Genomic DNA, 26,885 nt, shown 5'->3' on the forward strand with positions numbered 1-26,885 from the left:
CGGCGCGCGCGGGTAGGGGATCGCGTCGCGGATGTTCGACAGCCCGCAGACGTAGACGACCAGCCGCTCGAAGCCGAGGCCGAAACCGGCATGCGGCACGGTGCCGTAACGGCGGAAGTCGCGATACCAGCCGTAGTGCTCGGCGTCGAGGCCGAATTGCGCCATGCGCTTGTCGAGCACGTCGAGGCGCTCTTCACGCTGGCTGCCGCCGATGATCTCGCCGATGCCGGGCGCGAGCACGTCCATCGCGGCGACGGTCCTTCCATCGTCGTTGAGGCGCATGTAGAACGCCTTGATGTGCTCGGGATAGTTCATCACCACGACCGGTCGGCCGACGTGCTGCTCGGTCAGCCAGCGCTCGTGCTCGGTCTGCAGGTCCAGTCCCCATTCGACCGGGAAATCGAACTTGACGCCGGACTTCTGCAGCAGTGCGATCGCGTCCGAGTACTCGATGCGCTCGAACGGCGCATTGATGAACGCCTCGAGGCGGGTGATCGCGTCCTTCTGCACCCGCTCGGCGATGAAGGCCATGTCGTCGCCGCGCTCGTCGAGCACCGCGCGGAACAGATACTTCAGGAAGTCCTCCGCGACGTTCGCATCCTCGACGAGGTCGGCGAACGCGATTTCCGGCTCGATCATCCAGAACTCGGCCAAGTGGCGCGTGGTGTGGGAGTTCTCCGCGCGGAACGTCGGGCCGAACGTGTAGACCTTGCTGAGCGCGAGGCAGTAGGCCTCGACGTTGAGCTGGCCCGACACGGTCAGGAACGCCTCCTTGCCGAAGAAGTCGCGATCGAAGTCGACGTTGCCCTTGGCGTCGCGCGGCAGGTTGGCCATGTCGAGCGTGGACACCCGGAACATCTGGCCCGCGCCTTCGGCATCGGACGTGGTGATGATCGGCGTGCTGATCCAGAAGTAGCCGCGCTCGTGGAAGAAGCGATGCACGGCCTGGGCGAGCGTGTTGCGGATGCGCGTGACCGCGCCGAACAGGTTGGTGCGTGGGCGCAGGTGCGCGACCTCGCGCAGGAACTCCAGCGAGTGCGCCTTCGGCTGGATCGGATAGGTTTCCGGGTCCTCGACCCAGCCGACGACTTCGATCGCCGATGCCTGGATCTCGAACGCCTGGCCCTGGCCCTGCGACTGCACGAGCGTGCCGGTCGCCACCACCGCGCAACCGGCGGTAAGGCGCTTGACCTCGGCTTCGTAGTTCGGAAGGTCGGCGGGCGCCACCACCTGGATCGGCGCGAAGCAGGAGCCATCGCTGACGTTGACGAAGCTCAGCCCCGCCTTGGAGTCGCGCCGCGTGCGGACCCAGCCGCGCACCGTGACCTCACCGCCCGCCGGCACCTTGCCCGCGAGCGCCTGCTCGACGCTCATGATCGTCATGCGCTGACTGTCCGTCCTGACTTGAAATGCGGGCCCGACGGCCCGACGTGGGACGGAGAGTTTACGTGCTGTTGGAGGGCCGGCGCAGCGCGCTGCCTATACTCCACGACCGCAGCACGCCGCACCGGAGTCCCCATGGCCGTATCGCTCGCCCCCGCCGCCCTCGAACGCGTCCGACGCTACCTCGTCGAGACGCCCGACGCCCTGGGCCTGCGGTTCGGCGTCAAGCGCACCGGCTGCTCGGGCTGGCAGTACGTCGCTGACCTCGCCAAGGAAACCGGTCGCGGCGACCGCATCTTCCTGCAGGACGACGTGCGCATCTACGTCGACGAGGCGAGCCTGCCGGTGGTCGACGGCACCGAGATCGACCTCGTGCGGCAGAAGCTGGGCGAGCAGTTCGTCTTCCGCAACCCGAACGTGCGCGCCGAATGCGGCTGCGGCGAGAGCTTCACGACCGACGACCGGGAGTAAGCCCGGCGGGGCCGGCGGCCCGCAGCGCCCGGGTCGCGGAAATTCACGCGGTTTGCACGTAACCCCTTGAGCTGCCATACTTTCCGGCTCCGTCGCCATCCGGCCTCGGACCTTGCTCTACTGCCGCTTCACGCAGGGGGCTGACGGGCGCTCCGGCGCCGCCATCCACAAGGAAACGAAAATGCGTCATTACGAAGTCGTGTTCCTGGTCCATCCGGACCAGAGCGAGCAGGTTCCGGCCATGATCGAGCGCTACAAGGCGCTGATCGAAGGCGCCGAGGGCAAGGTGCACCGCCTGGAAGACTGGGGCCGCCGCCAGCTCGCGTACCCGATCCAGAACCTGGTGAAGGCCCACTACGTGCTCATGAACATCGAGGCCTCGCAGGCCACGATGAATGAGCTGGTCGACAGCTTCCGCTTCAACGACGCCGTGCTCCGCCACCTCGTGATCAAGCGCGACGGTCCGGACACCGAGCAGTCGCTGATCATGAAGTTCAAGGACGAGAAGGGCGACAAGGGCGAGCGCGGCGAGCGCCGCCGCCGCGACGACGAGGGCGATGCCGCTCCCGCCGCCGAAGCCTCCGACAACGCCGAAGCCGCCTAAGGAATCCGACCCATGTCCAAGTTCTTCCGTCGCCGCAAGTTCTGCAAGTTCACGGCCGAGGGCGTCAAGGAGATCGATTACAAGGATCTCAACACGCTCCGCCAGTACCTCACCGAGACCGGCAAGATCGTTCCGAGCCGCGTCACCGGCACCAAGTCGAAGTACCAGCGCCAGCTGGCAACGGCCGTCAAGCGCGCCCGTTACCTGGCCCTGATCCCGTACACCGACAACCACAACGCGTAACGCCTTCCATTCGGACAGCGATCCGCTGTGCCGCCCGGCCGCGCCGGACGGCACTAACGAATACGGAGCAACACCATGCAGCTGATTCTTCTCCAAAACGTCACCAACCTCGGTCGCCTCGGCGACAAGGTCAATGTGAAGCCGGGCTACGGCCGTAACTTCCTGGTGCCGCAGGGCAAGGCCGTGCCGGCCACCGCCGCGAACCTGGCCGACTTCGAGGCGCGCCGCGCCGAGTTCGAGGCCAAGGCCAAGGCGCAGCTGGACGGCGCCGAGAGCCGTCGCGCCGCCCTCGAGGGCGTCGAAGTCACCATCACCGCCAACGCGTCGCCGGAAGGCAAGCTGTTCGGCTCGGTGACCCCGCGCGATATCGCCGAGCAGCTGACCAAGCTCGGCCACAAGGTCGACAAGTCGGAAGTGGTGATGGGCGAAGGCCCGTTCCGCCGCGCTGGCGAGTACGAAGTCATCGTGCGCATGCACGCGGACGTCGAGCAGCCGGTGAAGGTGATCGTGATCGGCGAAGCCGCCTGATCCACGCATCCTTGCGGTAGCAGAAGGGCGCCTCCGGGCGCCCTTCGTCGTTTCGGAGCATCGGCAGGGTCGTCGTTCCCGGTCCCGTCGGTGTCCACCGCGGATCGGGCCGCAGCGAGCTTCCGGGCGGATACCCGCCCGGGCTTCACGCCTCTCGTCCCGGGACCTCCACGGGCGCACTCGCTGGCAAACCCGGAGTAGCACGTTCGCAGCCGGCGAGACCCGCGCATGCGACAACACGCGCGACTTATCCCGACTTACCCACAGACTTATCTGCAACGGATGCAGGGTCGCGCTGGCTAGGATGCCGCCTGGATCGAGAGGTCGCGAACGCGGCCCGAAGGCAGTCACACCGATGAGCGCACGCGCCGGTTTCCGTAACGAAAAACGCTTCGAGACGCGCAGCGAGCAGCGCATCGACCAGTTGCGCGTGCCGCCGCAGTCCGTGGAGGCCGAGCAGGCGGTGCTGGGCGGGCTGATGCTGGCGCCGGACGCCTACGACCGCGTTTCCGACATGGTCAGCGATTCGGACTTCTACCGTCGCGACCACCAGCTGATCTTCCGCGCGATCCGCGAGCTCGCCGAGAAGAACCGCCCGTTCGACGCGGTGACGCTCGGCGAGTGGTTCGAGTCGATGGGCCAGTCCGAACTGGTGGCCGGCGGCGCGTACCTGATCGAACTCGCGAGCACGACGCCGTCGGCGGCCAACATCGCCGCGTACGCCGAGATCGTTCGCGACAAGGCGATCCTGCGGCAGCTGATCGAGGTCGGCACCGACATCGTCAACAACGGCTTCCAGCCCGACGGCCGCGAAAGCGCCGAAGTGCTGGAGGAGGCCGAGCGCGAGGTGCTGGCCATCTCGCAGGCCCATCGCTCCGGGCGCACGGACTTCACGCCCGTCACGAAGGCGCTGTCGGAGGCCTTCGACGAGCTGCAGACGCGCTACGCGAACGGCAGCGGCGTCACCGGCCTGCCGACCGGCTACGTCGAGTTCGACGAAATGACCGCCGGCCTTCAGAAGACCGACCTCGTGATCCTTGCCGCGCGCCCCGCGATGGGCAAGACCACGCTCGCGCTCAACATGGCCGAGTACGCCGCGTTCAAGAGCCGCCAGCCGGTCGCGGTGTTCTCGATGGAAATGTCGGCCTCGCAGCTCGCGATGCGCCTGATCTCGTCGGTCGGCCGCGTCAATGCGCAGCGCCTGCGCACCGGCCAGCTCGAGGACGAGGACTGGAGCCGCGTCACCGGCGCGATCCGCCAGCTGCGCGAGGCGAAGATCTTCATCGACGACGAGCCGGGCATGTCGCCGGCGAAGCTGGCGTCGAAGTGCCGTCGCCTCAAGCGTGAGCACGGGCTCGGCCTGATCGTGATCGACTACCTGCAGCTGATGAGCGTGCCGGGCAACAACGAGAACCGCGCGACGGAGATTTCGGAAATCTCGCGCTCGCTCAAGGGCCTCGCGAAGGAACTGGCGGTGCCGGTGATCGCGCTGTCGCAGCTCAACCGCTCGCTGGAAACACGTACCGACAAGCGCCCCGTGATGGCCGACCTGCGCGAATCGGGCGCCATCGAGCAGGACGCCGACATGATCGTCTTCATCTACCGCGACGATTACTACAACAAGGAAAATTCGCCGGACAAGGGCCTGGCCGAAGTCATCATCGGCAAGCAGCGAAGCGGCCCCACGGGCTCGTTCAAGCTCAAGTTCTTCGGCGAATACACGCGTTTCGACAACCTGTCGCACGATTCGATCGGTTCGTTCGAGTAGCCCGCGGGCGCGCGGTGGCGTGAGCCGTCCGCTGGCTTAATGACCAGCCGCCGGCGGCGGGCGATTCACAGCGACTGCGACGCGGCCCGCCTAGCCTGCGGCCGTGGAACGCATCGCACTCGACTCCGAAGCCCTAGCCAGCGTCGGCTACGACGCCGGCCGCCACGTGCTGGAAGTGGAATTCACCAGCGGCCGCGTCTACCAGTACTTCGACGTGCCGCGGCACGAGGTCGAGCGCATGCTGCGCGCAGAATCGCGGGGCGCGTATTTCAGCGAGCGCGTGCGCGACCGCTACCGGTTCGAACAGGTGCACTGACGTCGCGGCCCGCGGGCCCGGCCGCTAGACTGGCGGCATGGCACGTCCCACTTCCGCGACCATCCACGTCGACGCGTTGCGCCACAACCTCGGGCAGGTGCGCGCACGCGCGCCGCGCAGTCGGGTGATGGCGGTGGTGAAGGCCGACGGCTACGGCCACGGCCTGGAGCGCGTCGCCCGCGCGCTGGCTGGCGCCGACGCGTTCGGCGTCGCCGCCCTGTCCGACGCGGAACGACTGCGGGCCGCCGGCATTTCGCAGCCGATCCTGCTGCTCTCCGGCTTCGACGAGCCCGCCGACATCGAGCGGTTGCGCTCGCTGCACGTCTGGACGGCGATCCACCACGTGTCGCAGTTGGAAATGCTGGAGCAGGCGCCGGGCGGCGAGCCCCTCGACTGCTGGCTCAAGCTCGACAGCGGCATGCACCGGCTCGGGTTCGCGCCCGATGCGTTCCGGGCCGCGCATGCGCGCCTGGCGGCGATGCGCGGCGGCACCGTGGGCCGCATCGTGCTGATGAACCATTTCGCCAGCTCGGACGAGTTCGCGGACAGCCCCTCGCACGGCGCGCAGACCCGCGAGCAGCTCGACGTGTTCCGCGCCGTCACCGCGGGGCTCGAAGGCGATCGGTCGCTGGCCAACTCCGCCGCCGTGCTGGGCTGGCCCGAAGCGCACGACGACTGGGTGCGGCCGGGCGGCGCGCTGTATGGCATCTCGGTGGTCGACGGACGCAGCGGCGCCGACTTCGGCCTGCGTCCGGCAATGACGCTGTCGACCCGCCTCATCGCAGTCAACCGTGTCTGCAAGGGCGGCCGCATCGGTTATGCCGGCACGTGGGAATGCCCGGAGGACATGGACATTGGCGTCGCAGCGATCGGCTACGGCGACGGCTACCCGCGTGCCGCGCCGGCGGGAACGCCGGTGCTGGTCGGCGGCCAACTCACGCAGGTCATCGGTCGGGTGTCGATGGACCTGATGACCGTCGACCTGCGCGGCGTGCCAGGCGCGCGCGTCGGCGACCCGGTCACGCTGTGGGGGCCCGAGCTGCCGGTCGAGACGATCGCCGATCGCGCGGGCACCATCGGCTACGAGCTGACCTGCTCGATCACGCGCCGCGTCCGCTTCATCGAGCGCTGAGCGATGGCGACGGCGCTCGTCTGGTTCCGCAACGACCTGCGCCTCGACGACAACCCGGCGCTCGAGGCGGCGCTCGACGCCGGCTTCGACATCGTCCCCGTCTACGTGCACGACCCGGAAGGCGAGGGCGAGGCGGCCGGGGGCGCCGCGTCGCGCGCGTGGCGCGCAGGCTCGCTGGCCGCGCTCGATGCCGAACTTCGCGCGCGCGGCAATGCATTGCGGCTGTTCGTCGGCCACGCGGGCGCGACGCTCGCGGGCGTGGCGGCCGCCACGGGCGCGACATCGGTGTTCTGGAACCGCCGCTACGAGCCGGGCGTCGAATCGCGCGACGCGGGCGTCAAGCGCCAGCTGCGCGAGGACGGCCTCGACGCCCAGAGCTTCAACGGCGCGACACTGTTCGAGCCCTGGGCACTCAAGACCGCCGCGGGCGGCCCGTACCGCGTGTTCACGCCGTACTACCGCGCGGCTCTTTCGCGCTGGGCGCCCAGCGCGTGCCGGGATGCCCCCGACCGCATCCCGGCCTGCGAGGACGGGCCGGAAGGCGTGTCGATCGAGCACCTGCACCTCACGCCGGCGAACGACTGGGACGCGACGTTCTGGTCGCATTGGACGCCGGGCGAGGCGGGCGCACGGGAGGCGCTCGAGGCCTTCGTCGACGGCGCGTTGCACGATTACGCGTCGGGACGCGACCGACCCGACCGCGTCGGCACGTCGCGACTCTCTCCGCACCTGCATTTCGGCGAGATCGCGGTGTGGCGCGTCGTGCATGCGGTCGAGCGGCAGCGCGGTCGCATTCCGGACGCGCAGCTCGACGCGTTCCTGCGGCAGCTGGTGTGGCGGGACTTCGCTGCACAGCTGCTGCACCACTTCCCGCGCACGGTCGACCGCGACCTCGACGCGCGCTTTCAGGGCTTCGACTGGGCCCGACCCACGAAGGCGCTGCTTGCTCGATGGCAGCGGGGCCGCACGGGCGTGCCGATCGTGGACGCCGGCATGCGCGAGCTGTGGACGACCGGCTGGATGCACAACCGCGTGCGGATGATCGTCGCGAGCTACCTCTGCAAGCACATGCGCATGCACTGGCGTCACGGCGCGGCCTGGTTCCGTGAAACGCTCGTCGACGCTGACCTCGCCAACAACGTGATGGGCTGGCAATGGGTGGCGGGCACCGGTGCGGACGCAGCGCCGTACTTCCGCATCTTCAATCCGGTCACGCAGGCCGAGCGGTTCGATCCGCAGGGTGCGTACGTCGCGCAGTGGTTGCCCGAACTTGCCGGCCTCCCGTTGCCGTTGCGGCATTCGCCCTGGCGCGATCCCGCCGCGCTCGCACGCGTGGCGCGCGACTATCCGCGCAGCCCGCTCGTGGACCTAGCGCAGGGTCGCGATGCGGCGCTGCTCGCGTACCGCCAGATGCGTGCGGCTGCGCAGGAACGCGACGAAGGTCGCTGACAGCTGAACGGGAGGGCCCGTTCATCACCCCTCGGCGACACGGCCGCTTCTAGCGTGGCGACGCCTTAGAAGCGAGGGTCCCCGATATGAAGATCCAGTCAATCGTTCTCGCCGCCGCCGTGCTCGGCGCCATGCTGGCCGGCTGCGCCACGAATCCGAATTCCTACTCCACCAATCCCGACACGCGCGACCGCACGCGCAATGGCGCGCTGATCGGTGCGGCCGTCGGCGCCGTCGCCGGCGTTCTCACCGGTGACGACGCGGTCGAGCGTCGCCAGCGTGCGCTGGTCGGCGCGGGCGTCGGCGCACTCGCCGGCGGCGCGATCGGCAACTACCAGGACAAGCAGGAAGCCGCGCTCCGCGACCGCCTGCAGGGCACCGGCGTGGACGTGGTCCGCCAGGGTGACAACATCGTCCTGAGCATGCCGGACGCCATCAGCTTCACCACCAACAGCGCGACGCTGCAGCCGCAGTTCCGCCCGGTGCTGGACAACCTGGCGTCGACGCTCAACCAGTACAACCAGACCGTCATCAACGTGGCTGGCCACACCGACCAGCGCGGTGACGCGAACTACAACCTCAACCTGTCGCAGCAGCGTGCGGAGTCGGTCGCCGGCTACCTCAACGGGCGTGGCGTGACGCGCGACCGCATGGTCGTCGTCGGCAAGGGCGAGACCCAGCTGCTGTGCACCCAGAACACCGAGTCGTGCTGGTCGCGCAACCGCCGCGTCGAGATCACGCTGGTGCCGCTGCGCGCGCAGGGCTGATCCGGCCGAAACGCAATGCAGTGACGACGACGGGGCGCCCCATGGCGCCCCGTTTTCTTTGCGGAGGCTCAGGAGCGGCCGTCGTCCTTTTCGTGCAGCCCCAGCCGCCGTTCGACGGCATTGAGCGCGGTCAGCACCACGAGCGTCAGCAGAGTGGCGGACACCGCGAGCACGTAGTGGCGCAGCCCGGTCACGACGCCGATCACCGCGACCATGAGCAGCGACGCGGCGGTGGTGATGCCCGCCACCGGCAATCCCCGGCGCCGCGCGAAGATCGTGCCGGCGCCGATGAAGGCCACGCCGTTGATCACGGCCTCGACCAGCCGCAGCGGATCGACCTGGATGCGGATCGCCGGATCGTGCGGCGGCGGATTGGCCAGCGCCAGCTGGCTCAGCGCCATCAGGAGGGCGGCTGCGCCCGCCACCAGCATGTGCGTGCGAAAACCGGCCGGGCGGTTCTTGAGCTCGCGTTCGTAACCGATCACGCCGCCCAACAGCATCGCGCAGGCCGCCGCGCCCACCGCTTCGAGTTCCGCCATCCATTCCATGCCGTCACGGTCCGTGAGACGGCGTCAACGTACCGTCGCCCCGCGTCTTGTCGGCGCGCTGACGGGCCGCTGCCTACGGTCGCTGCATGCCTTCCGATCTCGTCGTCCTCCGCCGCGAGGGCCTGTACTGCCCGCAGGGCGACTTCTTCATCGATCCGTGGAAACCGGTCGAGCGGGCGGTGATCACGCACGGCCACGGCGACCACGCGCGGCCGGGCATGGCGGACTACTACGCCGCGCGCCCCGGGCTGCCGATCCTGCGCTGGCGGCTGGGCGACCAGCCGTACCACGCGTTCGACTACGGCGAGCCGTTCGAGATCGGCGACGCGCGCGTCTCGTTCCATTCCGCCGGCCACGTGCTGGGTTCCGCGCAGGTCCGCATCGAAGCGGACGGGCAGGTCTGGGTCGCGTCCGGCGACTACAAGCGCCAGCACGATCCCACCTGCGCGCCGTTCGAGGTCGTCGACTGCGACACCTTCATTACGGAAGCGACGTTCGGCCTGCCCATCTACCGCTGGCCCGACACCAGCGACGTCGCCCGCGAGATCGTCGAATGGCGCGATCACTGCGCGTCGCGCGGCGAGGCGGCGGTGCTGCTCTGCTACGCGCTTGGAAAGGCCCAGCGCGTGCTGGCCGAGCTGGCGATGTGGACCGACCGTCCGGTGTTCCTGCACGGCGCGGTCGCCGCCGGCGTGCAGGTGTACCGCGATGCCGGCATCCGCATGGTCGAGACGCTTCCGGTGTCCGAGACGGCCAAGGGCGCGGAGTTTGCCGGCGAGCTCGTGCTGGCGCCGCCTTCCGCCGCGGGCAGCCCGTGGATGCGGCGCTTCAAGCGCGCGCAGACCGGGTTCGCGTCGGGCTGGATGCGCGTGCGCGGCAACCGCCGCCGCCGCAATTACGACCGCGGCTTCGTGGTGTCGGACCATGCCGATTGGCCCGACCTGATGCGCACCATCCGCGAGACGGGCGCGCGGCGCGTGATCGCCACGCACGGCAATACCGACGCGATCATCCGCGCGCTCAACGAGGACGGCATCGCCGCGGAGGCCTTCGCCACCGACTTCGGCGGGGAGGGCGAATGAGGCGCTTCGCCGCGCTCTACACCGAGCTCGACCGCAGCACCGCGACGCTCGACAAGCGCGCCGCGCTGATGGCGTATTTCCGGGATGCGCCGCCGGAGGACGCGGTGTGGGCGCTGTGGCTGCTGTCGGGCGGCAAGCTGGCGAAGATCGCCAACACGCGCGAGCTGCGCGAGTGGCTGGCGGAGGAGACGCGCACGCCGGAATGGCTCATCGACGATTGCCACGCGCACGTCGGCGACCTTGCCGAAACGCTCACGCTGCTGCATGACGACCCGCCGAAAGGCACCACCGACATTCCGCTGCATCACTGGGTCGAGAAGCGACTGCTGCCGGTCGCGGGCCGCGACCCGGTGCAGCGCCGCGCCGCGGTCGTCGACGGATGGCGCTCGCTGTGCGCGGACGAGCGCCTGGCCTTCAACAAGCTGCTCACGGGCGCGTTGCGGGTCGGCGTGTCGCAGCGGCTGGTGCAGCAGGCGCTCGCCGAGCTCTCGGGCATCGACATCGCGCGCATCGCGCAGCGCATGCTCGGCAACTGGGCACCGACGACGGCGTTCCTCCGCGACCTGCTCGATCCCGAGGAGCTTCCCGGCGACCGCGAGCAGCCGTATCCGTTCTTCCTTGCCTCGCCGCTGGAAGCGGAGGCGCCGTCGCTCGGGCCGATCGAGGACTGGCTGCTCGAATGGACGTGGGACGGGATCCGCCTGCAGCTCATCCGACGCGGCGCCGAGATTGCGTTGTGGTCGCGTGGCGAGGAGCGCCTGGACGGCCGCTTCCCGGAGATCGAGGACGCCGCCACGCTGCTGCCGCGCGACTGCGTGCTCGATGGCGAGCTGCTGGCCTGGCGCGCTGGCGACGAGCAGCCGATGCCGTTCACCGCGCTGCAGACCCGCATCCAGCGACGCAAGCCGGGCCCGAAGACACTCGCCGACACGCCGGTCTGCGTGCTCGCCTACGACCTGCTCGAACTCGACGGTCGCGACCTGCGCGAGGTGCCGCTGGTCGAGCGCCGGCAGATGCTCGACGACCTGTTGTCGGAGACGAACGATCCGCGCATCGTGCCGTCGCCGCTCGTGGACGCGGGCGACTGGGCCGAGGCGCTGACGCTGCGCGAGGCAGCGCGCGAGCGCGGCGTCGAGGGCCTGATGCTCAAGCGCCGCGCGTCGAGCTACCAGGTGGGCCGCCGGCGCGGCGACTGGTGGAAGTGGAAGATCGACCCGCTCAACATCGATGCGGTGCTGATCTACGCGCAGTCCGGCCATGGGCGGCGCAGCACGCTGTTCACCGACTACACGTTCGCGCTCTGGGATGGCGATGCGCTGGTGCCGGTCGCCAAGGCGTATTCGGGTCTGGACGACAAGGAGATCCTCACCCTCGACCGCTGGATCCGTGCGCACACGCTCGAGCGTTTCGGGCCGGTGCGATCGGTCGAGCCGGTGCACGTGTTCGAGCTCGGCTTCGAGGCGGTGAACAAGTCCTCGCGCCACAAGTCGGGCATCGCGGTCCGCTTCCCGCGCATCCTGCGCTGGCGGCACGACAAGACGCCGCGCGACGCCGACCGCCTGGACACGCTGCGGGCGCTGGCGCGATGACCGGCTGGTTGCTGCGCGGCCAGTTGCCCCCGGAGGGCGAGGACCCGTATGCCGCATATCCGGAGCGTCCGGATCCCGATGCACCGCGGCAGACGGTCGAATCGATCCGTCGCCAACAGGCGCGCGTCGCGGCGGCCGAGCGCCGACGGCTCGCCTCGGAGGCGCGCAGGGCGCGCGCGCGCGCCGCGGCCGAACGGACGGCCGCGCCCGATGCGATCGCTGCGCTGGAAGGCGTCGTCGGCGGGGACTCGATCGACGCGCTTCGCGGCCCGCCCGAGGCTCGCACGCCCGAGGACGTGCTGGCGGCGTGGTTCGCGGGCCGCGGCTGGAGCCCGGCGCCGTTCCAGCGCGAGGTCTGGTCGCGTTACCTGCGGGGCGAAAGCGGCCTGCTCCACACGCCGACCGGCAGCGGCAAGACACTGGCGGCCTTCGGTGGCGCGCTGATCGAAGCGGTCGCCGAGTCGCACGGCCGCGCGGGAGCAGCGCCCGCGGGCGAATCGCAGGACGCATCGGCGCGCGAACTGAAGGTGCTGTGGATTACGCCGCTGCGTGCGCTCGCCGCCGATACCGCGCGCGCGCTGCGCGAGCCCGTCGAGGGTCTCGCGCTCGACTGGACGGTCGGCCTCCGCACCGGCGATGCGTCGGCGCGCGACAAGCGTCTTGCGCGCGAAGGCGGACTGGACGTGCTGGTGACGACGCCCGAGTCGCTCGCGTTGCTGCTGTCCTATCCGGACACGGCGACGCGCCTGCGCTCGCTGCGTTGCATCGTCGTCGATGAATGGCACGAACTGCTGGGTACGAAGCGCGGCGTGCTGCTGCAGCTCTGCCTCGCGCGCCTGCGTGCGCTTTCGCCGTCGCTGCGCACGTGGGGCCTGTCGGCGACGCTCGGCAACCTCGACGAGGCGCGCGACGTGCTGCTGCCGCAGGCGTCAGCCAGTGCGATCGTGTCCGGCGCGACGCCGCGGCCGGTCACGCTGGAGACGCTGGTGCCCGAGGCGGGCGAGCGGTTTCCGTGGGCGGGGCATCTGGGCCTCACGCAGCTGGCACGCGTCACCGATCGCGTGTTCCGCGCACGCACCAGCCTGCTGTTCACCAACACGCGCGCGCACGCGGAGCTCTGGCACCAGGCGTTGCAGGCGGTCTGGCCGGAGGATCCGGGCACGCTCGCGCTGCACCACGGCTCGCTCGACCCGACATTGCGCGCGGATGTCGAGGCAGGCCTGCGCGACGGCAGCCTGCGGTGCGTCGTGGCGACCTCGAGCCTCGACCTCGGCGTCGATTTCCCCGCGGTCGACCAGGTGTTCCAGCTCGGCAGCCCGAAGGGCACCGCGCGCCTGCTGCAGCGCGCCGGCCGCGCGAAGCATCGACCCGGCGAGTCCGGCCACGTGCTCTGCATTCCCACGCACATGCTCGAGCTGGTGGAGTTCGCCGCCGTACGCGAGGCGATCGCATCGGGCGAGGTCGAGGCGCGCACGCCGCCGCGCCTGAGCCTCGACGTGCTGGCGCAGCACTGCGTCACGCTCGCCCTCGGCGGCGGCTTCGACGGCGACGCGCTGCTGGCCGAGGTGCGCGGCACGCATGCGTTCGCGCAGCTGGGTGACGCGGCGTGGCGTGCGGTGCTCGACTTCATCGTCCAGGGCGGCAGCGCGCTGGAGCACTATCCGGACTTCCATCGCGTGGTGCGCGACGCGAACGGACGGTACGTGGTCGAGGATCGCCGCGTCGCGACGCGGCACCGGCTTTCGATCGGCACGATCACCAGCGAGGGATCCGTCGCCGTCAAGCTGCTGCGCGGCGCGACGCTCGGCGCGGTGGAGGAGGGCTTCGTCGCGCGCCTCAAGCCCGGCGACCGCTTCCTGTTCTCCGGCCGCATGCTCAAGCTCGTGCGCATGGAGGCGATGACGGCCTACGTGCAGCGCGCGCCGGCGGGTGAGGGGCAGGTGCCGCAATGGACGGGCATCCGCCAGCCGTTGTCGATGGAACTCGCCGCGCGCGTCGAACGCCTGCTCGCATCGCCGATCGACGTCCCGGAGATGCGCGCCGTGTCCGGGCTGCTCGAGCTGCAGTCCCGACTATCGACGCTGCCGCGCGCCGGTCGCCTGCTGGTCGAGGCGGTGCGGACGCGCGAGGGCCCGCAGTGGTTCGTGTTCCCGTTCGCCGGCCGGCTGGCGAACGAAGGCCTCGCCGCGCTGCTGTCGCTGCGATGGGGCCGCATCGAGCCCAACACGTTCGGCTACGCCGCCAACGACTACGGCTTCGTGCTGAAGCCGGCGCGCGACGTGGCGATCGACGCGGAGCGCCTGCATGCGCTCATGTCGCCCGAACGCCTGTTCGAGGATCTGCGCGAGAGCCTCAACCTCGGCGAACTTGCGCGCCGGCAGTTCCGGGAAATCGCGCGCATCGCCGGCCTGCTGCCGCCGACGGTGCCGGGGCGGCCGCAGAAGAGCACCCGGCAGCTGCAGGCATCGAGCGGGCTGCTCTACGACGTGCTGCAGCGTTACGACCCGCATCACATGCTGCTGGAGCTCGCCGAGCGCGAGGTGTTCGCGGGGCAGCTGGAAGTTCAGCGCCTGCAGCGCGTGCTCGACGACTGCGCGGGTCGCGAGTTGATGCTGGTGCGCCCGCGCGGCCTGACCCCGCTGTCGGTCCCGCTGTGGGCCGAGGGGCTGCGCGGCCAGCTCAGCACCGAGGACTGGAAGACCCGCGTGCAGCGCGCCGCCGGCCAGCTGGAGAAACGCCATGGCCGCTGACGACGGCCGCTGGGTCGAGGCGGAGATCGCGGGCGAGGCGGTGCTGCTGCTGGCGTCGCGTGCGCTGTACTGGGTGCGCGAGCGACGGCTGTTCCTGTCCGACCTGCACCTGGGCAAGGCCGACGTGTTCCGGCGCGCCGGCATCGGCCTGCCGCGCGGCGGCACTGCCGACGACCTCGGCCGGCTCGGCGCCGCGATCGACGCCACGGGCGCCCGGAGCGTCTGGATCCTCGGCGACGTCGTGCACGGCGCCGTGCACGACAGCGCGTGGCGGGACGATTGGGCCGCGTGGCGCCATCGCCACGCGCGGGTCGAGGTGGCGGCGCTCACCGGCAACCACGACCGCGCGCTGGAGTCCGCAGGCCTCGGCGTCGAGCTGCTCGGGGAGAGTTTCGACACCGGCCCCTTCGCGCTCCGGCACGAGCCGACGGTCGTCCCGGGCTTGCACGTGCTTTCGGGTCATCTCCACCCGTGCGTCGCGGTGCCCGGCCTGGGCAGCCGTCGCTGGCCGGTGTTCTGGTTACGGCCGGAGACGACGATCCTGCCGGCGTTCTCGGAGTTCACCGGCGGCTGCCATGTCGACGCGAGCGGTCGCGACGGGCTCGTGGTCTGCGCGGCGGGGACCGCGGCGTGGATTCGACGACCGCGTGCGAAGGCCGCTGAACCCGCGCCCAGTCGCGCGCCGCGTGGCGGTTGAGAAGCGGGCGAGGGCGCCTATACTGGCTGCGTCAGCGTTAAAGCTTTCCCCGGGGGTGCACTGGCTTCGACGGGGGTCGCGAAATCGCCTGGCGCATGCCGAGGGGGTAGCTTTCCTCGTTAATCCAGCTGCAAAACTCTAGTTGCCAACGACGACAACTACGCTCTCGCCGCTTAAGGCGTAAGCCCCGAAACAGCTTGTGTCCGTGCTCGCTGCGTAGGGTCATTATCACGGAATCGCCGGTGATGGCTGCCCGTCAGTCGCCGGTTAACCCAAAGCGGGCTTGTCTCAGGGTGCGCTTTGCACGCCGTGCTGCCCTGCGACGAGACTCAACGGCGAGCTAAGCATGTAGTGCCGGGGATGGAGTGCCTTCGGACGGCGGTTCGATTCCGCCCACCTCCACCAACATGGGGCCCAGCCGAAAGGCTGGGCCCTTTTTTTCGGCGATGGCCCTCACCGGCCGGACGGTATGCTGTCGCGATGGATCGCGTGGACCCGCCAAGGACGTTCTGGTCGCGCCTCGTGCCGCGGGGCAGCCACCTGCTCGCGTTCGCGGTGCTCGTCGCATCGTTGCTGCTGGTGGCGGCGACCTGGCGCTCCGCCCGCGAGCGCGAGATGCGCGCGGCCGAGCAGGAGTTCGTCGCCGACACCGACGAAATCATCGAGGTCCTGCGCCAGCGGCTCGCGCAGTACGAACTGATGACGCGCGGCGGCGTTTCGCTGTTCGCCTCCGTCGCCCGCCCGACGCCGCGGCAGTGGCAGGCCTATGCCGAGGGCATGGGCGTGGCGGACGGGTACCCGGCGCTGCTGGGCCTCGGCTTCACCGGCTATGTCCCGAACGCGCGGCTGCCCGACCTGCAGATCGAATGGCGCGACTCGGGCTACGGGATGCTCAACATCCGCCCGCGCGGCATGCGCGCCGAGTACGCGCCGATCCTCTATCTCGAACCGCGCCGGCCGGAGAACGTCGCCGCCATCGGCTTCGACATGTACAGCGAGGCGCAGCGACGCGCGGCGATGACCGCGGCGCTCGACACCGGGCGCCCGCAGATCACCGCGCCCGTGCAACTCGTGCAGGACGGGCCGACCCGTCGAACGAGCGTCATGCTGTACCTGCCGATCTATCGCGCGGGCGACCAGCCGGCCTCGGTCGCCGCGCGGCGCGAATCCGTGCAGGGGTGGATCTACGCGCCGTTCCACGTCCGTGACTTCGTGGAGTCCGTGCTCGGCGAGCGGCTCGTGCGCACGCACATGCGCATCGTCGACGTCACCGGCGGCGCGGCGCGACCGCTGTACGACGGCGGCGTGCGCGTGGAGGACCCCGCGTTCTCCCGCCAGGTCGACGTCGACGCCTACGGCCGTCGCTGGCGCTTCGAATTCACCTCGCTTCCGGTCGCCAATGCCGTGCCCGGGCTGCATACCTTGCAGGGCACGCTCACGCTGGGCCTGATCGCCACGCTGCTGCTCTACGGCGTGGCGTTCACGCTCGCGCGCACCGGAACGCGCGCGCGTGCGATCGCCGGCCGCCTGACCGAAGAGTTCCGTCGCAGCGAGCTGCGCTTCCGCGCCGCGATGCAGTATTCGGCGATCGGGAAGGCGCTGGTCGACAGCCGTGATCGCATCGTCGACGCGAACCCGGCATTCGCGCGCATCTTCGGGCGGACGCAGGACGAGCTCGAAGGCGTGCCGTTCGAGTCCCTGTTCGCGTTCAACGAAGGCGAGACGATCGCACGCTCGGACGGCGAAGGCGTCTGGCGCGCGATGCGGCAGTTCGTCCGCCAGGACGGCAGCACGCGCCACGTCCACCTCACGTATTCGCCGGTGCCGGGCAACGTCGGGCAGGACGTCAGCGCGCTGCTGCAGGTCGAGGACGTCACCGAGCGCCTGCTGGCCGAGGCACGGGTGCACGCGCTCAATCGCACGCTGGAGGCGCGCGTCGCGCTGCGCACCAACGAGCTGATGCGCGCGAACCAGGAACTGGAGTCGTTCGCGTACAGCGTCTCGCATGATCTCCGCGCGCCTCTGAGGGCGATCGACGGCTTCAGCCGCATCCTCGCCGAGCGCTACGGCGATCGCCTCGACGACGCCGGCCGCGGCTACCTCAAGCGCGTGAGGCGTGCCGCCGCCCGCATGGGCGAGCTGATCGACGCCATGCTGCAGCTGGCGCGGCTCTCACGGAGCACGATGAAACCGGAGACCGTCGACCTGAGCCGCACCGCGGTGGAGCTGCTCGAGGACCTGCAGGTGGCCGAGCCGTCACGACGGGTCGAGACGGTGGTGCAGCCGGGACTGGTCATCGAAGGCGATGCCGTGCTGGTCCGCAACCTGCTGCAGAACCTGATCGGCAACGCGTGGAAATTCACCCGCGAGCGCGACCCTGCCCGGATCGAATTCGGGCGGACGCCCGCGGGCGAATTCTTCGTGCGCGACAACGGTGCGGGTTTTTCGCAGGACTACGTCGACAAGCTGTTCCGGCCGTTCCAGCGCCTGCATACCGAGGAACATTTCGCCGGACACGGCATCGGCCTGGCGACGGTGCGCCGCATCGTCGAGCGCCACGGCGGCACGATCCGCGCCGAAGGCGCGGTGGGCGAGGGCGCCACGTTCTACTTCACGATGCCCGACCCGAACGCCGACTAGGCGTTCTTGTTGTGGGCGCGCATGTGGCGCTGCTTCTCGCGCTGCCAGTCGCGATCCTTGCTGGCCTCGCGCTTGTCGTGCTCCTTCTTGCCCTTCGCGAGCGCGACCTCCGCCTTCACCTTGTTGCCCTTCCAGTAGAGGGCGGTAGGGACGACGGTGTAGCCCTCGCGCTGCATGCGGCCGATAAGACCATCGATCTCGTTGCGGTGCATGAGAAGCTTGCGCGTGCGGCGCTCCTCGGCGATGACGTGCGTCGACGCCGTGATCAGCGGCGTGATCTGTGCGTTGAACAGGAACATCTCGCCATGGCGGATCACCGCGTAGGCCTCGCCGATGTTCGCCCGGCCGGCGCGGATCGCCTTCAGCTCCCAGCCCTGCAGCGCCAGGCCCGCTTCGATGCGTTCCTCGAGCTGGTATTCGTGGCGCGCACGCTTGTTCAGCGCGATCGTGCCCGTCGCGGCCTTTGCCTTATCCTTGGCGGACTTTCCCTTCGATTGCTTGCTCATCGGTCCATTGTCCCTGATCGCGGGCGGGCCCGGCGAGAAGGAGCGCAGATGCCGACCATCCGCCGCACGGCCCTCGTCGAACATTCCGCTACCCGAATGTTCGGGCTCGTCAACGACGTGCGCGCGTATCCCCGCCGGTTCGACTGGTGCGACGGCGCCGAGGTGCTGGAGGAATCGGACGAACGCATGGTCGCGCGCCTGGACCTGCGGCTGGGCGCGTTCCGCACCTGGTTCGTCACCGAGAACCGGCTCTCGCCGCCGCACCACATCGATCTGCAACTGGTCGAAGGACCCTTCCGTCGCCTGCGCGGACGTTGGGAATTCCACGCCATCGACGAATCGGCCTGCCGGGTCACGCTGAGCCTGGAGTTCGAAACGTCGGCACGCCTGCTCGCCGGGGCGTTCGCGATCGGCTTCCAGGGCCTCGCCGATCGCATGGTCGACGACTTCGTGCGCGCTGCCGATCGCGGCGACGCATGATCCGAGTCGAGATCATCCGCGCGTGGCCGCGGCGCCATGAATCGCGATGGATCGAGCTGCCGGACGGGGCGACGGTCGACCAGGCACTGGCCGCGTGCGGCGAGGAAGCCGACGCGGTGGCGGTGTTCGGCGAGCGCGCGGCCGGCGAGCGCGTACTCGTGGACGGTGATCGCGTCGAAATCCTACGTCCGCTGATCGCCGATCCGAAGGACGCGAGGCGGCGCCGGGCCGCGCGCGCGCCCTGAGTCTGGATCAGCCGCCGCCGCGACGCTTCTTCTTGTCCTTGTCCTTCGCGAGGTTCGGTCCGAACTGGCGGATGGACTGCCGCGCGAGTTGCGCGTCCTGCTCGGGGAAATAGTCGCCTTCCCAGCGAACGAGCCGGTCGCCTTCGAAGAAGAGCACGAAATCCTTCTTCTCCGTGCCGCCCACGCGGCCCACGCGCTGTGTCGCCACGTAGTCCCAGCGATCCTGATTGAACGGATCGGAGACCGAGGGCGTGCCGAGCAGGAGGATCACCTGCTGCTTGTCCATGCCCGCCTGCAACTGGTCGACCGCCGACTTCTCGAGGAGATTTCCCTGGTAGACCGGCTGGTGATAGACGATGCCGCAGCCCGCGGTGAGGAGGGCGACGACGAGGACGGGAAGCAGCTTTCGCATGGGCTTGCAGGCTCTGTACGGCGAGGGTCGCAGGTCGGCCGGATGATACACTGCCGCCCGCCTGCCGCGCTCCGCGCGTGATCGCGCGTCAGCTGCGGTTGAGCGGCGCGCCGGCCGTCCCGTGCCTGCGGGTCCCGCGCCGCCGCATCGTCGTTCTGGAGCCTCCATGGAATCGCAAGACCTCCGCAACGCCGGTCTCAAGGTGACGCATCCGCGCCTGCGGATCCTCGACGTGCTGGAGCAGGCGCAGAGCCGCCACATGACGGCCGAGGACATCTACCGGCGGCTGCTGGAGAGCGGCGAGGACATCGGCCTCGCCACCGTCTACCGCGTGCTGACGCAGTTCGAGACCGCGGGGCTGGTGCTCAAGCACCACTTCGAATCCGGCCAGTCGGTGTACGAGCTCGACCGCGGCGAGCACCACGACCACATGGTCGACGTCGACTCCGGCCGCATCATCGAGTTCGAAAGCGCGGAGATCGAGGCATTGCAGCAGCGCATCGCCGCCGAGCACGGCTACGACATCGAGGCGCACTCGCTGGTGCTGTACGTCCGCAAGAAGAAGTGACGGACGCCGGGCACCGCCGGTCCGTCCTCAGACGACGTCCTGCAGCAGGCGCTTCGCCGCGGCGCGCGCCTCGCGCGTCAGCTCCACGCCACCCAGCATCCGCGCGAGTTCCTCTTCACGGTCGCGCTCGGACAGTGCGCGGACCTCGCTCTGCGTCACGCCGTCGCTCTTGGACTTCATGACGCGGTAGTGCGAGTGGCCCTGCGCGGCGACCTGCGGCAGGTGCGTCACGCACAGCACCTGTCGACGTTCGCCCAGCGCGCGCAGCTTCTGCCCGACGATGTGCGCCACCGCGCCACCGATGCCGGTGTCGACCTCATCGAAGATCATCGTCGGCACGGCATCCAGGCCGAGCGATGCGACCTCGATGGCCAGCGATATACGCGCGAGCTCGCCGCCCGATGCGACCTTGCGCAACGGGCGCGTCGGCTGGCCGGGATTCGCGCTCACCATGAATTCGATGCGCTCGCCGCCCTGCGGGTCGGGGCGGTCGCCCGCCGTCGGCTCGAAGCCGACTTCGAACGTGCCGCCGCCCATGCCGAGCTCGCCCATCAGGGCAGTGGTCGACGAAGACAGCGCCTCCGCGGCCGTGCGCCGCGCGGCCCCGAGCACATCGGCCGCACGACGCCAGGCGTCGCGCGCGCGCGCGATCTCGCTGTCGAGTAGAACGAGCCGCTCGCCGGCGCCGCGAAGCTCCTCCAGTTCCGTGCGCAGCGATTCGCGACGCGCGCCCAGCTGCTCGGGCGGGAGCCGGTGCTTGCGCGCGAGCTCGTGCACGCGGCCCAGGCGGCGTTCCAGGCGCTCGAACGCGGAGGGATCGATGTCGAGGTCGCTGCGCACGCGGTCGAGCGCGGCCAGCGCCTCGTCGATCTGGATGGTCGCGAGGTCGAGCATGCCGTCCACCTCGGCGAGGCGCGGCTCGTGCTCGCTCGCGCGCGCCAGCTCGCCCCGCACCTGGCCCAGGACGCGGGAGATCGACGGGCCTTCCTCGCCGCCCAAGCGGGCCACGGCGGATTCGCAGGCGGCGATCAGCGCCGTGGAGTGGCCGAACCGCCGATGGTCGGCCTGCAGCGCCTCCAGGCTGGCGACGTCGAGGTCCTCGCGATCGAGTTCCTCGAGCTGGTGCTGGAGCCAGTCGATCCGGTCCGACACGTCGCCCTGGGCGGAGAGCCGCTCGCGCTCGCGCAGCAGCTCCGACCACGCGGCCGCCGCGGTGGCGACGCCCGCCAGTTCGGCATCGGTACGGCCGAACGCGTCCAGCAGGGCGAGCTGGCTGGATCGCGAGAGCAGCGCCTGGTGCTCGTGCTGCCCGTGGATCTCGACGAGATGGCCCGCGAGCTGGGTGAGTTGCGCGATCGTCGCGGCGCGGCCGTTGATCCAGGCCTTCGAGCCGCCGTCGGCGCGGATCACGCGGCGGATCCGGCAGGCGCTGGCGTCCTCCTCGTCGTCCAGCTCGTTCTCCCTCAGCCAGTCGCGCGCGGCCGCGGCGTCGGCGAGGTCGAAATCCGCCGAGAGCTCGGCGCGTTCGGCGCCATGGCGCACGACGCCGCTGTCCGCGCGAAGGCCGGAGAGCAGCCCGAGCGCGTCCACCAGCAAGGACTTGCCCGCGCCGGTTTCGCCGGAGATCACGGTCAGGCCGGGTCCGAATTCGAGGTCCGCGCCGGTGACGACGGCGAACTGCTTCAGCGTGAGGTGGGTCAGCATGGACTGAATTGTGCCCGGCCGCGCGTCGCGCAGATAGCGACGGAGGCGCTTGCGCCCGCCGGCGGCGCGCCCTTATATGCGCTGCATGAGCCGCCGACCCGTCGACCCCAGCCAGGATCCGCGCGCGCGCCAGCTGTTGCGCGCGCTGATCGCCCGCTACATCCGCAGCGGCGAGCCGGTGGGATCGCAGACGCTGGCCCGCCACGCGGGCCTGGACGTGAGCCCGGCCACCATCCGCAACATCCTCGGCGACCTGGAGGACGCCGGCCTGCTGAGCGCGCCGCACACCTCGGCGGGGCGCATCCCGACCGCGCAGGGCTATCGCCTGTTCGTGGACTCGCTGCTGCAGGTATCGCCGTTGCCGGAGGGCGAGGTCGCCCGGCTGCGCGACGAGCTGCCGGCGGGTTCGGGCACGCAGGCGTTGCTGGGCAGCGCGTCCGAGCTGCTTTCGGCGATGACGCGCTTCGTCGGGGTAGTCAGCCTGCCGCGGCGCGAGCAGTTCGCGTTCCGCCGCATCGAGTTCGTCGCGATCGACGAGCAGCGCGTGCTCGCGATCCTCGTCTTCTCCGACGGCGACGTGCAGAACCGCATCATCCAGGCGCGTCGCCCGTTCGAGGCGGGCGAGCTCGAGCGCGTCGCCAACTATCTGAACCAGCATTTCGCGGGGCGCTCGCTCTCCGAGATCCGCCACGTGCTGCTGCACGAGATGCGCAGCGCGCAGGACGAACTCAACCGGCTGATGGGCCGCTCGATCGAGCTGGCCGAGCAGGCGCTGGCGCCGGGCGACGACGACATGCTCGTGGCGGGCCAGACGCGCCTCATGGGCGTCCACGAGCTGGCCGACCTCGAGCGCCTGCGCGAGCTGTTCGATGCGTTTTCGCGCAAGCGGGAGATCCTGCAGCTGCTCGAGCGCACCGCGTCGGCGCCCGGCGTTCGCATCTTCATCGGCGAGGAGACGGGGCTGGCGCCGCTGGACGGCGTTTCGCTCGTGACGGCGCCGTATACGGCGGGCGGGCAGGTGTTGGGGGTGCTGGGTGTCATCGGGCCCACGCGCATGGCCTACGACCGCGTCATTCCGGTCGTGCAGGCCGCGGCGGACGTGCTCGGCGATGCGCTCCGCACCGCCGATCGCAGTGGCTGAGACTTGAATCCCCCCGCAACGGCCCCATAGCTGGCCCCGGCGCGCGCTCCGCGCAATGGAAAAAAGGCCTGCGATGACCACCGAACAGACCACGCCCCCGCCCGTCGACGCCGCGAGCGGCAACGACGCCCCGACGAAGGATTGCTGCGCCGCGCTGCAGGCCCAGCTGGATGCGGCCAACGGCGAATTGTCGAAGCTGCGTGAGGACGTGCTGCGCGAACGCGCGGACCTCGAGAACCAGCGTCGGCGCGTCGCACGCGACGTCGACACGGCCCGCAGGTTCGCCAACGAGCGGCTGCTGGGCGACCTGCTTCCGGTGATCGACAGCCTCGAGGCCGGGCTCGCCCAGGCCGCGGGCGATGCCGGCGCGCTGCGCGAGGGCATGGAGCTGACGCTGCGGCAGTTGCTGAAGGTCGCGGCCGACAACGGCCTCGTTCCGGTGGACCCGGCCGGGCAGGCCTTCAATCCCGAACACCACCAGGCGATGAGCATGGTGCCGGGCGGCGACACGCCGGCGAACCACGTTGTGCAGGTCTACCAGAAGGGCTGGCTGCTGAACGACCGGCTGCTGCGGCCGGCGCTCGTGGTCGTCGCGCAGTCCGCCTGATCGTCGTGGCGCCTTGAACGGGCGCGGACGATCCATAGATACGGCTTATCGGCGCACGGCGCCCCACTGAATTCGAACTGGCAGGAGCACACCCATGGGCAAGATCATCGGCATCGACCTCGGCACGACCAACTCGTGCGTCGCGGTCATGGAAGGGGGCAAGGCGAAGGTCATCGAGAACGCGGAGGGCGACCGCACCACGCCGTCGATCGTCGCGTACACGAAGGACGGCGAAGTGCTGGTCGGCGCCTCGGCCAAGCGCCAGGCGGTCACGAACCCCAAGAACACGTTCTACGCGGTGAAGCGCCTCATCGGCCGCAAGTTCACCGACGCGGAAGTGCAGAAGGACATCGGCCTGGTTCCGTACAAGATCACGCAGCACGAGAACGGCGATGCGTGGGTCGAGACGGCGGACGGCAAGAAGATGGCGCCGCAGCAGATCTCGGCCGAAGTGCTGGCCAAGATGAAGAAGACCGCCGAGGCCTACCTCGGCGAGACCGTCACCGAAGCGGTGATCACGGTTCCGGCCTACTTCAACGACTCGCAGCGCCAGGCGACCAAGGACGCCGGCCGCATCGCGGGCCTCGAGGTCAAGCGCATCATCAACGAGCCGACCGCGGCCGCGCTGGCCTACGGCCTCGACAAGTCCGGCGCCGACCGCAAGATCGCCGTGTACGACCTGGGCGGCGGCACGTTCGACGTGTCGATCATCGAGATCGCGGAAGTCGACGGCGAGAAGCAGTTCGAAGTGCTCGCGACCAACGGCGACACGTTCCTCGGCGGCGAGGACTTCGACAAGCGCGTCATCGACTACCTCGTCGAGGAGTTCCAGCGCGAGCAGGGCATCGACCTGCGCAAGGACCCGCTCGCCCTGCAGCGCCTGAAGGATGCGGCCGAGCGCGCGAAGATCGAGCTCTCGAGCGCGCAGCAGACCGACGTCAACCTGCCGTACGTCACGGCCGACGCGTCGGGCCCGAAGCACCTCAACATCAAGCTGACGCGCGCCAAGCTCGAAGCGCTGGTCGAGGACCTCGTCAAGAAGACGATCGAGCCGTGCCGGGTGGCGCTGAACGACGCCGGGCTGCGCGCATCCGACATCAACGACGTTATCCTCGTCGGTGGCCAGACCCGCATGCCGCGCGTGCAGGCAGCGGTGGCCGAGTTCTTCGGCAAGGAGCCGCGCAAGGACGTCAATCCGGACGAGGCGGTCGCGATCGGCGCCGCGATCCAGGGCGGCGTGCTGGCGGGTGACGTCAAGGACGTGCTGCTGCTCGACGTGACCCCGCTGAGCCTCGGCATCGAGACGCTCGGCGGCGTGTTCACCAAGATCATCGAGAAGAACACCACGATCCCGACCAAGGCGTCGCAGACGTTCTCGACCGCGGAGGACAACCAGTCCGCCGTCACCGTACACGTGCTGCAGGGCGAGCGCGAACAGGCCCGCTACAACAAGTCGCTCGCGCGCTTCGACCTGACCGGCATCGAGCCGGCGCCGCGCGGCATGCCGCAGGTGGAGGTCGCGTTCGACATCGACGCCAACGGCATCGTGCACGTCACCGCCAAGGACAAGAAGACCGGCAAGGAGCAGAAGATCGAGATCAAGGCGGGCTCGGGCCTGTCCGAGGACGAGATCAAGCGGATGGTCGAGGACGCCGAAGCCAATCGCGAAGAGGACAAGAAGTTCCAGGAGCTCGTGCAGGCGCGCAACCACGCCGACGGCCTCATCCACATGACCCGCGGGGCGATCAAGGAGCACGGCGAGAAGGTGCCGGGCGATGCGATCGGTCGCGCGGAGACGGCGATCGCCGACCTTGAAACCGCCATGAAGGGTGACGACAAGGGCCAGATCGAGGCGAAGAGCCGTGCGCTCGAGGAAGCCGCGCAGTCGCTGCTGGCGGTTGCGCAGGCGGGGCAGGGCGATGGCGAGCAGGCCTCGGCCGGTGCGAATCCGGGCGGTGCGTCGCGCAACGACGATGTCGTCGATGCCGAATTCACCGAAGTGAAGGGCGACGAGCCGAAGTAAGCTGTCACCGGACGGGAGCCGCGAGGCTCCCGTCCCTCATGGGGACGGGGGCCGCCGCGTGACTGTATCCGCGGGCCCGAATCGAGCAGGGCGAGCAGGTCGATGAGCAAGCGTGACTATTACGAGGTTCTGGGCGTTGCGCGCGATGCGAGCGACGAGGACCTGAAGAAAGCCTACCGGCGCGCCGCGATGAAGCACCACCCGGACCGCAATCCGGGGGACCACGCGGCCGAAGCCGCGTTCAAGGAGTGCAAGGAGGCGTACGAAACGCTGTCCGACGCCGGCAAGCGCCGCATGTACGACGCGCACGGCCATGCCGCGTTCGAGCACGGCATGGGCGGCGGCGGCGGGGCGGGTTACGCCGACATGGGCGACATCTTCGGCGACATCTTCGGCAACATCTTCGGTGGCGGCGGTGGCGCGCGCGGCCCGCGCCGCGGTGCCGACATCGGCTACGTGATGGAGCTCGGCCTGGAAGAGGCGGTCGGCGGCGTCGAAAAGCAGATCGAGATTCCCACGCTCGACGAGTGCGACACCTGCCACGGCAGCGGGTCGGAGGACGGCAAGCTCGAAACGTGCTCGACCTGCCAGGGCCGCGGCCAGGTGCGGTTCCAGCGCGGCATCTTCTCGATGCAGCAGGGCTGCCCGCATTGCGGCGGCCGCGGCAAGATCATCACCAATCCCTGCGACGACTGCGGCGGCCAGGGCCGCGTGGAACGCACCAAGACGCTGCAGGTCAAGGTTCCCGCGGGTGTCGACAACGGCGATCGCATCCGCCTCGCCGGCGAGGGCGAAGCGGGCCCGCCCGGCACGCCGCCGGGCGATCTCTACGTCGACATCCGCGTGCGCGAGCACGAGATCTTCCAGCGCGACGGCGACGACCTCCACTGCGAGGTGCCGATCCGCATTTCGCAGGCGGCGCTCGGCGACGCCGTGCGGGTACCGACGCTCGAAGGCGAGATGGAGTTGCGCATCCCCGCCGAAACGCAGTCCGGCAAGGTCTTCCGGCTGCGCGGGAAGGGCGTGCGCTCGGTTCGCAGCCGCGCCACCGGCGACCTCTACTGCCGCGTCGTGGTCGAAACGCCGGTGAACCTGACCGCCGAGCAGCGCGAGCTGCTGGAGCGGTTCGAGGCGACCTTCAACGACGAGAACGCGCGACGCCATTCGCCGCGCTCGTCGACGTTCCTCGATGGCGTCAAGGGCTTCTGGGATCGCATGACCGGCTGAGCGCC

26 protein-coding genes and 1 other RNA gene are annotated in these 26,885 nt (G+C 69.9%); 22 read left to right on the top strand and 5 right to left on the bottom strand.

The genetic code is table 11. From position 1 onward, the window contains the following. Nucleotides 1–1,383: asparagine--tRNA ligase (gene asnS / locus E4F61_RS10065; RefSeq protein WP_133479534.1), on the bottom strand; the 1,383-nt coding region annotated here is incomplete at its 3' end. 135 nt (nucleotides 1,384–1,518) lie between these two features. Between asnS and E4F61_RS10070 the strand changes: the two genes are divergently transcribed. The 9 genes from E4F61_RS10070 (at nucleotide 1,519) to E4F61_RS10110 (ending at nucleotide 8,661) form a co-directional block, all read left to right on the top strand. Next, nucleotides 1,519–1,854, top strand: a complete 336-nt coding sequence (locus E4F61_RS10070; RefSeq protein ID WP_133479535.1) for a HesB/IscA family protein — start codon at nucleotides 1,519–1,521, stop codon at nucleotides 1,852–1,854. A 181-nt stretch (nucleotides 1,855–2,035) separates the two neighbouring features. After that, entirely contained in the window at nucleotides 2,036–2,458 is a 423-nt protein-coding gene (gene rpsF, locus E4F61_RS10075; protein WP_133479536.1) for a 30S ribosomal protein S6, read from the top strand. 12 nt (nucleotides 2,459–2,470) lie between these two features. Further along, nucleotides 2,471–2,701, top strand: coding sequence for a 30S ribosomal protein S18 (rpsR, locus tag E4F61_RS10080; RefSeq protein ID WP_123769111.1), 231 nt, complete (start codon nucleotides 2,471–2,473; stop codon nucleotides 2,699–2,701). A 75-nt stretch (nucleotides 2,702–2,776) separates the two neighbouring features. Next, nucleotides 2,777–3,229 (top strand): 50S ribosomal protein L9, encoded by a 453-nt coding sequence (rplI, locus tag E4F61_RS10085; RefSeq protein ID WP_133479537.1) that lies wholly within the window; start codon nucleotides 2,777–2,779, stop codon nucleotides 3,227–3,229. Between the two features lie 355 nt (nucleotides 3,230–3,584). After that, nucleotides 3,585–4,997: a replicative DNA helicase gene (locus tag E4F61_RS10090; RefSeq protein ID WP_133479538.1), complete on the top strand. Its 1,413-nt coding sequence runs from the start codon at nucleotides 3,585–3,587 to the stop codon at nucleotides 4,995–4,997. Nucleotides 4,998–5,100: 103 nt separating this feature from the next. Next, the gene (locus E4F61_RS10095) at nucleotides 5,101–5,313 is read left to right on the top strand and encodes a KTSC domain-containing protein (protein ID WP_133479539.1); all 213 of its coding nucleotides are present in this window, start codon (nucleotides 5,101–5,103) and stop codon (nucleotides 5,311–5,313) included. Between the two features lie 37 nt (nucleotides 5,314–5,350). Beyond that, nucleotides 5,351–6,445 carry an alanine racemase gene (alr, locus tag E4F61_RS10100; protein ID WP_133479540.1) on the top strand — a complete coding sequence of 365 codons (1,095 nt, stop codon included), beginning with the start codon at nucleotides 5,351–5,353 and terminating at the stop codon, nucleotides 6,443–6,445. A gap of 3 nt (nucleotides 6,446–6,448) precedes the next feature. Next, on the top strand, nucleotides 6,449–7,894 hold the full coding sequence (locus tag E4F61_RS10105; protein ID WP_133479541.1) for a cryptochrome/photolyase family protein: 1,446 nt from the start codon (nucleotides 6,449–6,451) through the stop codon (nucleotides 7,892–7,894). Nucleotides 7,895–7,980: 86 nt separating this feature from the next. After that, on the top strand, nucleotides 7,981–8,661 hold the full coding sequence (locus E4F61_RS10110; protein WP_133479542.1) for a YiaD family glycine zipper/OmpA-like lipoprotein: 681 nt from the start codon (nucleotides 7,981–7,983) through the stop codon (nucleotides 8,659–8,661). Nucleotides 8,662–8,729: 68 nt separating this feature from the next. On the opposite strand, the gene E4F61_RS10115 is transcribed toward E4F61_RS10110, so the two are convergent. Then, nucleotides 8,730–9,209, bottom strand: a complete 480-nt coding sequence (locus E4F61_RS10115; protein WP_133479543.1) for an MgtC/SapB family protein — start codon at nucleotides 9,207–9,209, stop codon at nucleotides 8,730–8,732. Nucleotides 9,210–9,295: 86 nt separating this feature from the next. Here E4F61_RS10115 and E4F61_RS10120 point away from each other — a divergent pair, with 86 nt between their 5' ends. The 6 genes from E4F61_RS10120 to E4F61_RS10145 all read left to right on the top strand — a co-directional run bounded on the left by E4F61_RS10120 (nucleotide 9,296) and on the right by E4F61_RS10145 (nucleotide 17,967). Then, nucleotides 9,296–10,291 carry a ligase-associated DNA damage response exonuclease gene (locus E4F61_RS10120; RefSeq protein WP_133479544.1) on the top strand — a complete coding sequence of 332 codons (996 nt, stop codon included), beginning with the start codon at nucleotides 9,296–9,298 and terminating at the stop codon, nucleotides 10,289–10,291. Further along, nucleotides 10,288–11,880 (top strand): ATP-dependent DNA ligase, encoded by a 1,593-nt coding sequence (locus E4F61_RS10125; protein WP_133479545.1) that lies wholly within the window; start codon nucleotides 10,288–10,290, stop codon nucleotides 11,878–11,880. Before E4F61_RS10120 ends, E4F61_RS10125 begins: the two co-directional genes overlap by 4 nt. Nucleotides 11,881–12,176: 296 nt before the next feature. Then, on the top strand, nucleotides 12,177–14,630 hold the full coding sequence (locus E4F61_RS10130) for a ligase-associated DNA damage response DEXH box helicase (RefSeq protein WP_425480145.1): 2,454 nt from the start codon (nucleotides 12,177–12,179) through the stop codon (nucleotides 14,628–14,630). Continuing rightward, nucleotides 14,620–15,327 (top strand): ligase-associated DNA damage response endonuclease PdeM, encoded by a 708-nt coding sequence (pdeM, locus tag E4F61_RS10135; RefSeq protein WP_133479547.1) that lies wholly within the window; start codon nucleotides 14,620–14,622, stop codon nucleotides 15,325–15,327. The genes E4F61_RS10130 and pdeM overlap by 11 nt, the downstream gene beginning before the upstream one ends. 51 nt (nucleotides 15,328–15,378) lie before the next feature. Next, nucleotides 15,379–15,732: a transfer-messenger RNA gene (gene ssrA, locus E4F61_RS10140) on the top strand. 75 nt (nucleotides 15,733–15,807) lie between these two features. Then, entirely contained in the window at nucleotides 15,808–17,967 is a 2,160-nt protein-coding gene (locus E4F61_RS10145) for a CHASE domain-containing protein (RefSeq protein WP_133479548.1), read from the top strand. Here the strand turns inward: E4F61_RS10145 and smpB are convergent. Continuing rightward, a complete protein-coding gene (gene smpB / locus E4F61_RS10150; protein WP_133479549.1) occupies nucleotides 17,964–18,473 on the bottom strand; it encodes an SsrA-binding protein SmpB in 510 nt (169 codons plus the stop codon). The genes E4F61_RS10145 and smpB overlap by 4 nt on opposite strands. A 48-nt stretch (nucleotides 18,474–18,521) precedes the next feature. Here smpB and E4F61_RS10155 point away from each other — a divergent pair, with 48 nt between their 5' ends. Continuing rightward, entirely contained in the window at nucleotides 18,522–18,953 is a 432-nt protein-coding gene (locus tag E4F61_RS10155; protein WP_133479550.1) for a type II toxin-antitoxin system RatA family toxin, read from the top strand. After that, entirely contained in the window at nucleotides 18,950–19,198 is a 249-nt protein-coding gene (locus E4F61_RS10160) for an RnfH family protein (RefSeq protein WP_202908982.1), read from the top strand. The genes E4F61_RS10155 and E4F61_RS10160 overlap by 4 nt, the downstream gene beginning before the upstream one ends. 7 nt (nucleotides 19,199–19,205) lie before the next feature. Here the strand turns inward: E4F61_RS10160 and E4F61_RS10165 are convergent, their stop codons facing one another. Then, nucleotides 19,206–19,610 carry an outer membrane protein assembly factor BamE gene (locus E4F61_RS10165; protein ID WP_133479551.1) on the bottom strand — a complete coding sequence of 135 codons (405 nt, stop codon included), beginning with the start codon at nucleotides 19,608–19,610 and terminating at the stop codon, nucleotides 19,206–19,208. Nucleotides 19,611–19,776: 166 nt separating this feature from the next. On the opposite strand from E4F61_RS10165, the gene fur reads away from it, so the two are divergent. Beyond that, entirely contained in the window at nucleotides 19,777–20,178 is a 402-nt protein-coding gene (gene fur, locus E4F61_RS10170) for a ferric iron uptake transcriptional regulator (RefSeq protein ID WP_133479552.1), read from the top strand. A 27-nt stretch (nucleotides 20,179–20,205) separates the two neighbouring features. On the opposite strand, the gene recN is transcribed toward fur, so the two are convergent. Then, a complete protein-coding gene (gene recN, locus E4F61_RS10175; RefSeq protein WP_133479553.1) occupies nucleotides 20,206–21,882 on the bottom strand; it encodes a DNA repair protein RecN in 1,677 nt (558 codons plus the stop codon). An 85-nt stretch (nucleotides 21,883–21,967) separates the two neighbouring features. Here recN and hrcA point away from each other — a divergent pair, with 85 nt between their 5' ends. The 4 genes from hrcA (at nucleotide 21,968) to dnaJ (ending at nucleotide 26,880) form a co-directional block, all read left to right on the top strand. Next, entirely contained in the window at nucleotides 21,968–23,023 is a 1,056-nt protein-coding gene (hrcA, locus tag E4F61_RS10180) for a heat-inducible transcriptional repressor HrcA (protein ID WP_133479554.1), read from the top strand. Nucleotides 23,024–23,096: 73 nt separating this feature from the next. After that, nucleotides 23,097–23,630, top strand: coding sequence for a nucleotide exchange factor GrpE (grpE, locus tag E4F61_RS10185; RefSeq protein ID WP_133479555.1), 534 nt, complete (start codon nucleotides 23,097–23,099; stop codon nucleotides 23,628–23,630). Between the two features lie 94 nt (nucleotides 23,631–23,724). Beyond that, the gene (dnaK, locus tag E4F61_RS10190) at nucleotides 23,725–25,653 is read left to right on the top strand and encodes a molecular chaperone DnaK (RefSeq protein WP_133479556.1); all 1,929 of its coding nucleotides are present in this window, start codon (nucleotides 23,725–23,727) and stop codon (nucleotides 25,651–25,653) included. Between the two features lie 102 nt (nucleotides 25,654–25,755). After that, nucleotides 25,756–26,880 (top strand): molecular chaperone DnaJ, encoded by a 1,125-nt coding sequence (gene dnaJ / locus E4F61_RS10195; protein ID WP_133479557.1) that lies wholly within the window; start codon nucleotides 25,756–25,758, stop codon nucleotides 26,878–26,880. Nucleotides 26,881–26,885: the final 5 nt, after the last annotated feature.

Origin of the sequence: Cognatilysobacter segetis (assembly GCF_004359965.1) — a bacterium.
GTDB classification, from domain to species: Bacteria; Pseudomonadota; Gammaproteobacteria; order Xanthomonadales; family Xanthomonadaceae; genus Cognatilysobacter; species Cognatilysobacter segetis.

Bases quoted from the DNA above. Each gene is read 5' to 3' on its own strand.
- alr (WP_133479540.1), top strand. From the start codon at position 5,351: ATGGCACGTCCCACTTCCGCGACCATCCACGTCGACGCGTTGCGCCAC.
- grpE (WP_133479555.1), top strand. From the start codon at position 23,097: ATGACCACCGAACAGACCACGCCCCCGCCCGTCGACGCCGCGAGCGGC.
- rplI (WP_133479537.1), top strand. From the start codon at position 2,777: ATGCAGCTGATTCTTCTCCAAAACGTCACCAACCTCGGTCGCCTCGGC.
- E4F61_RS10105 (WP_133479541.1), top strand. From the start codon at position 6,449: ATGGCGACGGCGCTCGTCTGGTTCCGCAACGACCTGCGCCTCGACGAC.
- smpB (WP_133479549.1), bottom strand. From the start codon at position 18,473: ATGAGCAAGCAATCGAAGGGAAAGTCCGCCAAGGATAAGGCAAAGGCC.
- recN (WP_133479553.1), bottom strand. From the start codon at position 21,882: ATGCTGACCCACCTCACGCTGAAGCAGTTCGCCGTCGTCACCGGCGCG.
- rpsR (WP_123769111.1), top strand. From the start codon at position 2,471: ATGTCCAAGTTCTTCCGTCGCCGCAAGTTCTGCAAGTTCACGGCCGAG.
- E4F61_RS10070 (WP_133479535.1), top strand. From the start codon at position 1,519: ATGGCCGTATCGCTCGCCCCCGCCGCCCTCGAACGCGTCCGACGCTAC.
- dnaK (WP_133479556.1), top strand. From the start codon at position 23,725: ATGGGCAAGATCATCGGCATCGACCTCGGCACGACCAACTCGTGCGTC.
- E4F61_RS10155 (WP_133479550.1), top strand. From the start codon at position 18,522: ATGCCGACCATCCGCCGCACGGCCCTCGTCGAACATTCCGCTACCCGA.
- E4F61_RS10110 (WP_133479542.1), top strand. From the start codon at position 7,981: ATGAAGATCCAGTCAATCGTTCTCGCCGCCGCCGTGCTCGGCGCCATG.
- fur (WP_133479552.1), top strand. From the start codon at position 19,777: ATGGAATCGCAAGACCTCCGCAACGCCGGTCTCAAGGTGACGCATCCG.
- pdeM (WP_133479547.1), top strand. From the start codon at position 14,620: ATGGCCGCTGACGACGGCCGCTGGGTCGAGGCGGAGATCGCGGGCGAG.
- rpsF (WP_133479536.1), top strand. From the start codon at position 2,036: ATGCGTCATTACGAAGTCGTGTTCCTGGTCCATCCGGACCAGAGCGAG.
- hrcA (WP_133479554.1), top strand. From the start codon at position 21,968: ATGAGCCGCCGACCCGTCGACCCCAGCCAGGATCCGCGCGCGCGCCAG.
- E4F61_RS10160 (WP_202908982.1), top strand. From the start codon at position 18,950: ATGATCCGAGTCGAGATCATCCGCGCGTGGCCGCGGCGCCATGAATCG.
- E4F61_RS10120 (WP_133479544.1), top strand. From the start codon at position 9,296: ATGCCTTCCGATCTCGTCGTCCTCCGCCGCGAGGGCCTGTACTGCCCG.
- E4F61_RS10165 (WP_133479551.1), bottom strand. From the start codon at position 19,610: ATGCGAAAGCTGCTTCCCGTCCTCGTCGTCGCCCTCCTCACCGCGGGC.
- dnaJ (WP_133479557.1), top strand. From the start codon at position 25,756: ATGAGCAAGCGTGACTATTACGAGGTTCTGGGCGTTGCGCGCGATGCG.
- E4F61_RS10125 (WP_133479545.1), top strand. From the start codon at position 10,288: ATGAGGCGCTTCGCCGCGCTCTACACCGAGCTCGACCGCAGCACCGCG.
- E4F61_RS10115 (WP_133479543.1), bottom strand. From the start codon at position 9,209: ATGGAATGGATGGCGGAACTCGAAGCGGTGGGCGCGGCGGCCTGCGCG.
- E4F61_RS10145 (WP_133479548.1), top strand. From the start codon at position 15,808: ATGGATCGCGTGGACCCGCCAAGGACGTTCTGGTCGCGCCTCGTGCCG.
- E4F61_RS10090 (WP_133479538.1), top strand. From the start codon at position 3,585: ATGAGCGCACGCGCCGGTTTCCGTAACGAAAAACGCTTCGAGACGCGC.